Origin of the sequence: Vibrio sp. OPT18, assembly GCF_015163615.1 — a bacterium.
GTDB lineage: Bacteria > Pseudomonadota > Gammaproteobacteria > Enterobacterales > Vibrionaceae > Vibrio > Vibrio coralliirubri.
Genome location: NZ_JADDYK010000063.1, coordinates 190,164 through 200,542, shown reverse-complemented (window position 1 = coordinate 200,542; position 10,379 = coordinate 190,164). Strand labels below are relative to the sequence as shown.

The 10,379-nt window shown below is 43.9% G+C and carries 10 protein-coding genes and 2 tRNA genes; 7 read left to right on the top strand and 5 right to left on the bottom strand.

Features of this window, described 5'->3' with window-relative positions; translation table 11 throughout:
• Positions 1–161 precede the first annotated feature (161 nt).
• The 3 genes from IQQ51_RS18015 to IQQ51_RS18005 all read left to right on the top strand — a co-directional run bounded on the left by IQQ51_RS18015 (position 162) and on the right by IQQ51_RS18005 (position 1,271).
• Positions 162–246: transfer RNA gene (locus tag IQQ51_RS18015), tRNA-Tyr, on the top strand.
• A gap of 102 nt (positions 247–348) precedes the next feature.
• Positions 349–433, top strand: a tRNA-Tyr gene (locus tag IQQ51_RS18010).
• A 163-nt stretch (positions 434–596) separates the two neighbouring features.
• The gene (locus IQQ51_RS18005; RefSeq protein WP_193841713.1) at positions 597–1,271 is read left to right on the top strand and encodes a Crp/Fnr family transcriptional regulator; all 675 of its coding nucleotides are present in this window, start codon (positions 597–599) and stop codon (positions 1,269–1,271) included.
• Between the two features lie 50 nt (positions 1,272–1,321).
• On the opposite strand, the gene tsgA is transcribed toward IQQ51_RS18005, so the two are convergent.
• From tsgA to IQQ51_RS17990, 3 genes are all read right to left on the bottom strand, one after another.
• Positions 1,322–2,494, bottom strand: a complete 1,173-nt coding sequence (gene tsgA / locus IQQ51_RS18000; RefSeq protein ID WP_086970545.1) for an MFS transporter TsgA — start codon at positions 2,492–2,494, stop codon at positions 1,322–1,324.
• 72 nt (positions 2,495–2,566) lie between these two features.
• Positions 2,567–3,274: a purine-nucleoside phosphorylase gene (deoD, locus tag IQQ51_RS17995; protein ID WP_061033645.1), complete on the bottom strand. Its 708-nt coding sequence runs from the start codon at positions 3,272–3,274 to the stop codon at positions 2,567–2,569.
• 267 nt (positions 3,275–3,541) lie between these two features.
• The gene (locus IQQ51_RS17990; protein WP_017060179.1) at positions 3,542–4,450 is read right to left on the bottom strand and encodes a Tim44 domain-containing protein; all 909 of its coding nucleotides are present in this window, start codon (positions 4,448–4,450) and stop codon (positions 3,542–3,544) included.
• A 196-nt stretch (positions 4,451–4,646) separates the two neighbouring features.
• Here IQQ51_RS17990 and IQQ51_RS17985 point away from each other — a divergent pair, with 196 nt between their 5' ends.
• The 3 genes from IQQ51_RS17985 (at position 4,647) to IQQ51_RS17975 (ending at position 8,196) form a co-directional block, all read left to right on the top strand.
• Entirely contained in the window at positions 4,647–5,237 is a 591-nt protein-coding gene (locus IQQ51_RS17985) for a TetR/AcrR family transcriptional regulator (protein ID WP_017064073.1), read from the top strand.
• A 17-nt stretch (positions 5,238–5,254) separates the two neighbouring features.
• The gene (locus IQQ51_RS17980; RefSeq protein ID WP_193841712.1) at positions 5,255–7,129 is read left to right on the top strand and encodes an MFS transporter; all 1,875 of its coding nucleotides are present in this window, start codon (positions 5,255–5,257) and stop codon (positions 7,127–7,129) included.
• 146 nt (positions 7,130–7,275) lie between these two features.
• Positions 7,276–8,196, top strand: a complete 921-nt coding sequence (locus IQQ51_RS17975) for a YeiH family protein (protein ID WP_048613077.1) — start codon at positions 7,276–7,278, stop codon at positions 8,194–8,196.
• A gap of 133 nt (positions 8,197–8,329) precedes the next feature.
• Here IQQ51_RS17975 and IQQ51_RS17970 read toward each other — a convergent pair whose 3' ends face one another.
• Both IQQ51_RS17970 and IQQ51_RS17965 read right to left on the bottom strand, forming a co-directional pair.
• A complete protein-coding gene (locus IQQ51_RS17970) occupies positions 8,330–8,497 on the bottom strand; it encodes a hypothetical protein (protein WP_017068947.1) in 168 nt (55 codons plus the stop codon).
• 106 nt (positions 8,498–8,603) lie between these two features.
• Complete coding sequence (locus IQQ51_RS17965; RefSeq protein WP_048613079.1) at positions 8,604–9,482, bottom strand: LysR substrate-binding domain-containing protein; 879 nt, start codon at positions 9,480–9,482, stop codon at positions 8,604–8,606.
• 193 nt (positions 9,483–9,675) lie between these two features.
• Between IQQ51_RS17965 and IQQ51_RS27335 the strand changes: the two genes are divergently transcribed.
• Positions 9,676–10,379, top strand: a 704-nt coding sequence (locus IQQ51_RS27335) for a PTS transporter subunit EIIC (RefSeq protein ID WP_228012979.1), incomplete at its 3' end; no start/stop codon positions are given.

The window sequence follows — 10,379 nt, the reverse complement described above, 5'->3', positions numbered from 1 at the left end:
AGCAGACTGTAAATCTGCCGGCACTGCCTTCGATGGTTCGAATCCGTCTCCCTCCACCATATTCTTCTTACCTCTTTTAAGAGTTAAGAGAACAACCTAGTTGATGGGCTTATGGGAAAACATCAATTTAGGCTTACTTTGTGAAGAGTAAGACACACCCTGGAGGGGTTCCCGAGTGGCCAAAGGGAGCAGACTGTAAATCTGCCGGCACTGCCTTCGATGGTTCGAATCCGTCTCCCTCCACCATATTCTTCTTACCTCTTTTAAGAGTTAAGAGAACAACCTGATTGATGGGCTTATGGGAAAACATCAATTTAGGCTTACTTTGTGAAAAGTAAGACACACCCTGGAGGGGTTCCCGAGTGGCCAAAGGGAGCAGACTGTAAATCTGCCGGCACTGCCTTCGATGGTTCGAATCCGTCTCCCTCCACCATATTCTCCTTAATTGGAAAATCGAAAAGCCAACTCATTGAGTTGGCTTTTTTCGTTTCTGTGTATAATATTTCACTGTACCCGTTACCTTTCTCGTTCAACGATCTTGATAACCTATCACCCAAGTTGAGAAACTTCTCTCAACAACTGAATTAAAATCAAATATGCAGCTACAAACCCTAGGAAAAGGTCGCTTCGAAACTGAGTGGACCGAAGACAAGCAACTAATCGAACAAACCATTCGTGATTGTATTTGTACGAGCAGAATATTTGAGGAAAATGAGAAGTTATTAACTCAAGGAGAGCATGTAGATAACCTTTACCTTGTTGATTCTGGAAGAGTTTCCATGGGAATGACAGCTCGCAACGGTAAAACATTTTTGTTAGGTACTCTTGAGTGTGAGCAACAAGTCTTCGGGGAAATGGAATTCTTTACCGGATACCGATGCCAAATGGATATTATGCCAATCGAGCCCGTTAACGTATCTATCATTGATGCTCAAAAGCTAAAGAAGTACTTGTTAGAACAACCTAGGCTTTCTCTCTATTTCGCTAGCGCTATCGCTATTGACTATCAAGACACGGTCGAGATCCTAACAAGGCGTCTTCTATATCCGATTACTTATAATGTTGCCTACGATATTTATCATCAATATTTGAATGACTTACCCGTCGATGGCTTTCAAAAGAACTATCTTGAAGCGGAACGCTTCGCTACGACTGATAGAGTCTACCGCCGCGCGGTGAAAGAGCTTGAGAGCAAAGGTTTTATTGCTAAAGAAAAGAAAGGACTAAGGATTCTTGATCTAGAAGGGCTTAAAAAATTTGCGGAGCAATAAAGGCCTGCACAAATACAGACCTTTTCAGTGTCGCTTAAACCGATAACTATTTATGCAGTTTGAGTTTGATTGGATTGGCTTGCTTTGTACTTTGTAGATGCAATAAGCATCACCAACACAACAGCATATATTGCAGGGATGGCATACATAACTGTTTGTAAGCCAACAATACTTTCCATCATAGAGCTAATCGCAGGGCTAAACATTGCACCAGCACTGCCGCTAACCAATATATAAGAAACATTCTTACTTGATGCATTGCGAACAAATGACACACCATAAGCAATGAAAGCATTATAAAGTGCAGCACAAGCAAACCCGTAACCATAAGTCAGGTAAGAGAGCCATTCTAGTTGATTTGTAGTAACGATGACGCTCGTTATCACCATTGCAAGTGTAATGATCGTCAATAAGAAGTACTGAATCTTCATACGCGACACAATGACAGTCGAAACTAAAGCACCAACCAACGCTGCTGACCAATACTGAGTAATAATGTTACCCGCTTGTTCAAATGGAATATCGAACTTCTCTTTCACAAACATTGGAGCCCAAGTTAAGAAAGTATAAAGGGCAAGCATTCCTAAGAATAGTCCGATACCACCACTAATAATGCCGAAGTTCCATTCAGACTTTGATTCAGTTTGTGTTGCGCTTTCATCACCACATTGATTGAAGTTAGTCAGCAAAGCGATAAACATTGTTGCCAATGCAACCACGCCAACACTCAAGTAACTGATGCTCCAATTCATTGCATTAGTAAGTGCGTAAGTGGTGATCATTGGGAACACAACACCTGCAATGTTAAATGTCGCGTCTTGTACCACTAACATTGTGCTCTGAATTTTGTCTTTCCATAATGAAACGACAATAGTACCAGCGATACACAGACCAACACCGCCACAAAAACCAATAATAGCCATACATAACATCACGATCGATAACGAAGGTGCAATGTAAAGGCCTAATGAGGACAGTGCGATAATGCCATAGCACAACACCGTCATGCGTTTAATACCGACTTTTTCAATTAAGAAGAAAGCCGCAATAGTGCCGGCTAGTGCTCCACCATTTAATAAAGAAAATATTGATGCTACTTCATTTACATTCGCGTTAAATGCATTGGCTATTGGCTCGACCAACATACCAAATTGTGTCGCAAAGCCCGCCATAACGAAATTAGCGAGGAAACTGATAGCAGTGAGTGTCATTTTATTTTTCATTGTTCACTCCAAGGGCTCGTAGGTTAGATGTTTTAATTTGGGAGAGCTTAACTTTAAGCCCTCCACACAGGCTTAAGCTTTGATTGCCGTTTCTAGAGCAATTTCAATCATGTTGTTGAATGAAAGCTGACGCTCTTCTGCGGTGGTCTCCTCACCCGTGATACAATGATCAGACACCGTCAGGATCGCTAATGACTCAATACCAAATTGTTGTGCTAGCCCGTATAAGCCTGCAACTTCCATATCGATACCAAGCACCCCAAAACGCTCTAAGGCAGGGATAAGATCTTCATCAGGATCGTAATAAAGGTCGCCAGTAAACACGTTGCCAACTTTAACATCTATATTCTTCTCTTTTGCTGAAAGGTAAGCATTATGTAAAAGCTCAAACGTTGCCGATGTCGCCATGTGATAGCCACTGCTGCGCTTGGCATTAGTTGGAGAGTCTGTACCGGCAGCTTGTGCCAAAATCACATCACGCATCATGACATTTTTCTGCGTTGCACCAACACTGCCGATACGAATAATGCGCTTAACACCGAAGTCATTAATCAGTTCGTGACCATAGAGAACCATTGATGGTACACCCATGCCATGCCCCATAACTGAGATGCGCTGCCCTTTGTAATAGCCAGTGTATCCAAGCATGTTTCGAATATCAGTCACGAGTTTTGCGTCTTCTAAGTAGGTTTCAGCAATGTATTTCGCTCGTAGTGGGTCACCCGGCATAATTACTGTAGATGCGAAATCCTCAGCAGTGCCAGCAATATGTGCAGTCATAATGTTTCCTTATTTGTTTTGTTGGCGCAATCATAAGGAGTAATGGCACAAAGCATTGAGGACAAATGTCCGCTTTCAAAGTACTGCCTCTCAAATTTGAATCTCTCTATCAAAACAGAGAAGTAGCCGTTCTAAGAACCTAGTTATGACTGGCTTGCTACCCTCAGCACACAAAAAAGCCCCTGCTGATTTCTCAGCAGGGGCTTTCTATTATTTGGTGTTATTCCGAATAACTACATCCTATTGATGTTGAGTTAAATCCTGGAATTAACCTTGAATACCAACAATTAACCAAGGTGCATTGTTAGTTGTTAGGTCACGTTCTAGGTGCCAGATATCAGTGATATCTTCTTCAACGCCATCCGCTGTGTCACGGTAACGACCGCTAAACTGAAGGCTTAGCTGTGCTTTGCTACCATCGTGGTCTGCGCGAACGATTTCAGCATCAACGTACATTACGTCTGTGTGCTGATCACCGTCTAGCTTATTACGCTCAGCTTTTAGGTCTTCAAATAGGCTTGGAGATACGTATTCTTCAATTGTGTTTAGTTCGTTGTGATTCCATGCACCTTGCAGTGTACGGTAGTGCTCACGAGAACCATTGATGAATGCCGCTTGATCAAAGCCCGGTGGGTAGTTATGTGGAACATCGCTTTGTGCACCAAAACCGAAACCACCAGCAGTGCCTTGTGATTGAGGTTGTGCTTGCTCGAAGTTATGAACATTTGGTTGTTGCTTAGGTTGTTCAAACTTGTTCTGACCCATGCCGCCGAATGCTGGCTGTTGGCCACGTGCATTCTGCTGATTCATTGAGCCCTGCTTCGCGCCCAACATTCCGCGTAGGAATTTAAACGCTAGGAAAGCAATCAGACCCATAATCAGAATATCCATGAACTGGATACCTTCAAATGCGCCACCAAAGAAGGCAGCTAAAAGACCACCAGCAAGTAAACCACCTAGCAGACCACCCATAAGGCCTTTCTTGCTAGAGTTAGCTGCTGTGTTCTTACCCGTTTGATCTTGACGGATCGAATTCGTGTTTTGTTGTTTTGGTGCTGGAGCCGTTTTAAAGCTTTTGCCAAATGACTTACCACCACCAAACTTTTTCGCTTCCGCGATTGGCGTCACCGCGACTGTTACCAACAGGATCGCGACTAGTGAGAAAAATCGTTTCATTATTATCCTTTATAGGTTTTTTATCTTTCGACACCTTAATCATACTCGTTAACAAAGAACAATGAAATATTCACCGTGTTTACACATGTATCATAATATTGCGGCTATTAATTGATTACTAAACTAGCGAAGGGATTGACGGCACTCAGGGGCAGCATTAAAATATTGAACGATGTTCATTTAATAGAAAGTACCCATGGCAAGACGAAACGATCATACTCGCGAACAATTAGTGCAATTAACCTTAAAAACGGTAACCGACTTCTTAGAAGAGCACTCTTATCACGAGCTAAGTCTACGTAAAATCGCCAATATGATTGGTTACGTTCCAAGTACCTTAGTGAATGTATTTGGTAACTACAACCTACTGCTTTTGCATGTGGTCGCTCAAACATTAGATGAACTGGCGTCAGAATCTGCTGCAGCTGTTGAACAATCGAGCAACCCTCAACAAGCTCTATTCAACCTTGCCTACTGCTATCACGATTTTGCACAGAGACACCCTCACCGTTGGCAGCTTATCTTTGAGCACAACATGAACGGTGAAAACCTTCCTGAATGGCAATCGAATCGCATCGATAGAATGACAGGCATGCTAGAACAGTTGCTGGTAGCGATCGCTCCTGAACATACGAAAAGCGAAGTCGTTAAAGCCAGCCGTGTATTATGGTCTGGAGTACACGGAATTACTCTACTTAGCGTTGATGATAAATTTTTCGCCTCTGAGCCTATTGATGGTAAAGAGCTGATCAATAACCTAGTCTCAAACTACTTAACCAACTGGTAATCATCCAAGGAAAGACAATGAACAACAGCAGCCAATCTTCGCTGTTAACGCAAAAAAGGTTCCTACCCTACTTTATTACCCAATTTCTAGGAGCCTTTAACGACAACATATTCAAAAATGTCCTGTTACTGTTTGTTGCTTTCGCAAGCGTAGACACGCTGCCTATTTCCAGCAATCTATTCATTAATTTGGCCGCTGGCCTTTTTATTCTGCCCTTCTTCCTATTCTCAGCTTTAGCCGGTGTACTGGCTGACAAATACGAAAAATCGTGGTTTATCCGTAAAGTTAAGCTCCTCGAAGTAGTGATCATGTCACTGGGTGCGGTCGGTTTTATCTACGAAAGCTACGGCATATTACTGCTGCTTCTGTTCCTTATGGGAACGCAGAGTGCTTTCTTTGGCCCGGTGAAATACGCCCTGCTTCCACAACAGTTAGAAACAAAAGAACTGGTATCTGGTAATGCTCTTGTTGAGACAGGTACATTCTTAGCGATCCTGATTGGTACTCTAGGCGCAGGCATCATTGCATCTGAAGAAGGCGCGAAGCTCATCGCTGCGGTGTGTATTGTTTCGTTCGCCGTGCTTGGCTATGTATCGAGCTGCTTTATCCCACATGCGCCAAGTAATGCACCAGACCTTAAAGTAAAGTGGCAACCTGTAAAACTGACCCGCGCCACACTGGCGATTGCCAAAAAAGATCGCTCGACCTTTCAAGCTCTGATGTCTATCAGTTGGTTCTGGTTCCTTGGTGCGGCTTACCTAACTCAGTTTCCCAACTTCACTAAACTGCATCTAAACGGCACTGAAAGCTCGGTCGCCTTTTTACTGGCACTGTTCTCGGTAGGCATAGCAATCGGCTCTTTGGCTTGCGATAAGTTATCGAATCACCGCATTGAAATCGGCATCGTGCCAATGGGCAGCTTAGGTATCTCGATCTTCGGTCTTTTGATGGCGATATCCATCCCGGAGTCTTTGCCTGACTTTAGCTCTTTCCATCAATTCGTCACCTACTCAGAGCTGTGGCCACTGTTTGCTTACCTTCTTCTATTGGGTATCTCTGGCGGTATCTTTATCGTTCCTCTGTATTCACTGATGCAGTTACGCGCCAAGCCAGATGAACGTGCCCAAGTGATTGCCGGGCTCAATATTTATAACTCACTGTTCATGGTGGGAAGTGCGGTTTTAGGTATTGTTTGCCTTAGTATTCTAGAGCTTTCGATTCCACAGCTGTTTATCTTGCTCGCAGTGGGCAACACTTTGGTGATGTTGTACCTGTTTTATCAGGTGCCTATCTACGCTTTTCGCTTCTTTACGTGGGTGGTCACTCACACCATGTACCGAGTTAAACATAAGAACTTACATCACCTGCCAGAAAAGGGCGGTGCGTTGATTGTCTGCAACCATGTGAGTTATATGGATGCACTGCTGCTGAGTGCGGTTTGCCCTCGCTTGATCCGTTTTGTGATGGAAGAGGATTACACCAAGTTACCGCCCATTCGACGTTTCTTGAAAAGAGCAGGGGTGATTCCAATCTCCGCGACCAACCGCAACTCGATTCGAAACGCTTTCAAAGAAGTAGAGCGTGCCCTGCATGAAGGCCACATCGTGTGTATTTTCCCAGAAGGAAAGCTCACCTCTGATGGCGAAGTGGCTGAGTTCATGCGTGGTATGGAGCTGATCATCAAACGTTCCCCTGTCCCTGTGATTCCTATGGCTCTTAAAGGATTATGGGGTAGCTACTTTAGTCGTTACAAAGGCCGTGCCTGCAAAGGGTTACCGACTCGCTTCTGGACTAAGCTAGAGATAGAAGCGGGCGAACCGATTTCACCTAAAGAGGCCTCTTGTGAAACGCTTCGACAGTCAGTCTCTGACCTTCGTGGATCACTAAGCTAGTTAACCAACCATTTATTCATATCAGCTGAACAAGCGTTAAGTTTTCCTTAACGTTTGTTCAATTCATTTAGACTTACTTATCATTTTATTGAACGTATAGTGGTCTCATCACAATAACGCCACAACAAAACAAGACTCTAAATACAATGAACCTAAAAAAGTCCGTTCCATTTTATCTTGCTGCACTGTTTTGCTTAACGCCTTGGGTTAGCTCACCGACAGCCCTGGTTATCGGTTTCCTGCTTGCTAGTTTAGGTTTAGTCCCTGAACACTTGGAAGTCGGCAAACTCACCAAAAAGCTACTGGCCTACTCTATTGTTGGATTAGGTTTTGGTATTCAGTTTGAAAAAGCATTAGCAGTAACAGGCGATGGTATTGGGCTCATTGTAACAACGATTATCGGTACATTAGTCATTGGTTGGTTCTTGGCGAAACGAATGGGGTTAGACCGCACTACAGGCTACCTTATCTCTTCTGGTACTGCGATTTGTGGTGGTAGCGCGATAGCAGCAGTGGCACCTGCGATCAAAGCAGACGATGAACAGATTGGCTTGGCGTTAGCCACTGTATTCGTATTGAACTCGGTTGCTCTATTCTTATTCCCGATGATTGGTCACGCGCTTGAGCTCAGCCAACAAACATTTGGTACTTGGGCAGCCATCGCGATTCACGATACGTCTTCTGTCGTAGGTGCAGCTTCAGCGTATGGCGAAGAAGCACTGACGACAGCGACAACATTGAAGCTCGCTCGTGCACTTTGGATCATCCCAATCGCTTTAATCAGTGCGATGATCTTCAAGAACGATCAAAAGAAAATTACGGTTCCCTACTTCATTTTCTTCTATTGCGCCGCTATCGCGGTGAGTGACTTACTGCCACAATTTGAGATGGTCTATCAAGGAATCTTTGATGTGTCTAAGCGAGCACTGGTGGTGTGTTTGTTCTTAATTGGCTGTGGTATTTCAGTTGAGAAGTTAAAAGCAGCAGGGCCGAAACCACTGATGTTTGGTATTACAATGTGGGTCATGATCTCAACGGGTTCATTGGCGTGGTTAACTCTCGCCTAGCCTGCATAGAAACACTTTAGATGGTTGTTCGGTTACCTAGACACTCAGGTTAGCGAACAACAAAACAAAAAGGCAAAGCTCCAATGGGCTTTGCCTTTATCGTTTGTGGTAAGGGTATTCTTTGTTGCAACAATCACGAATCAAACAGGGGCTTATCACTCTTCTTGCTCTCTCTTTTCATTAAAACAAGTACCACAACCAACACAAATGCGGTGAGCTCAGCCAACGAACGAGTCAACCCCGATGAGATGATCGCTTGGCCTATCTGCAGTAAAACCGCAATGATGAGGGCAATTTTCATAATAAGACCTTATTCTATAATCCGTTATTTATATGGCTTATTATGATGGATGGTTATAAAGATAATAAATTCTGTTTTGAACTATCTAATTGCTAAATTAACTAACCTAGCGTAACTGCCCCTCTAACCACTTAATAAAGGTTCTTACCTTAGGCCGTTTTTCCGTGCCTAGCGGGCAGATTAAGTCATACCCTTGGTCTGTATCCATGCTCGGATAAGGTGTTATGAGCTCACCAGTCTGAACATACTGCTTAACAAAATGATAGCGCCCCATCGCCACACCAATATTGCTGAGGGCACTTCTTACGCCCATATCTCGGTGGCTCACGCAGTAAAATTGCTCAAACAAGTTCACATCCAAGCCGTGGTGTTTAATCCAACGCTGCCATACATCTGACCCTAGTGCATGAATGAAATTAATCCGGTGCAGCGATTCTAAGCCATCATCAAAGATGTCGTGCTCAGCCGCGTAACTCGGTGTACACACCGGAATATACTTTTCACCGAACAGGCGCTGTCGATGCATGTCTTTGAGATCTTCAGCACCATAGTAAATGGCGACATCGAGATGATTTTGATGAAAATCCTGCTCTTCTTGCGAGAAAATGTTGAGATTAAACTTAGGATATCGCTTTTTAAAATCAGCCAGTCTTGGTAGTAACCAACTGTTGGCAAATGCAGGACTGGTACCGATATTGATCTGTCCATACAAGTCTGTGTTGGTAATGTCTTCGATCTCACCAAAAATAGAGCTTAACGACTTGGATAACGTTCGTTGAAAGCGCTGGCCTTCTTCCGTTAGTTCCAGTTTACGAGTCCCTCGCACAAACAAGTTAAATCCGAGTTCACCTTCTAACACTTTGATTCGATGGCTAACGGCTCCCTGAGTCAGATGCAACTTTTTCGCCGCTAGCGTAAAGCTCATTTTCTCGGCAGCAACATTAAAAGTATGAAGATTTCTAAGTAAAGATTGATGGTTAGCCATACGAACTCATGCATTAAAAATTTTAATTCATACTACTACCCGTTTCGTTTGTTTGCATTAAGAAATAAGTTTTTAATAGCCGCAGTTACTTAAAATCCTGCCTCGATCAATCTTTGACTCCATGCGTTGACGAGCAGAAACATTAAAAAAATTAATTACAAACTTAGGGGCACATATGAATATACTCGGGTATATGCAAAAAGTAGGTAAGGCATTGATGGTTCCCGTAGCCACACTGCCAGCTGCAGCAATCCTTATGGGGATCGGCTATTGGTTGGATCCTGTTGGTTGGGGTTCAGAAAGTATCTTAGCCGCATTCTTGATCAAATCTGGTGGCGCGATCATCGACAACATGGCGGTTCTGTTCGCGGTGGGCGTCGCATTTGGTTTGAGCCGTGATAAGAATGGTTCTGCGGCACTGTCTGGTTTTGTGATGTTCCTCGTCGTCACCACGCTACTTGCTCCGGGCTCTGTTGCTCAGTTAATGGATGTTGAACTCAGTGAAGTGCCAGCGGCATTTGGCAAAATCAGCAACCAATTCGTAGGTATCATTGTGGGTATCATCTCTGCTGAGATCTACAACCGCTACTCAACCGTTGAACTTCCTCAAGCTCTAGCGTTCTTCAGCGGTAAGCGTTTGGTTCCTATCCTGACCTCAATCGCAGGTATGGCTCTCTCTTTTGCTCTACTTTACATCTGGCCAGCTGTTTACGACGCTCTGATCGTTCTGGGTATTAAACTTGAAAGCATGGGCGCAGTGGGTGCTGGTCTGTTTGGTTTCTTCAACCGTTTGTTCCTATCAGTTGGTATGCACCACGCTCTTTACCCTGTGTTCTGGTTCGACGTTGTTGGTATTAACGACATTCCAAACTTCCTAGGCGGCGCACAATCTATCGC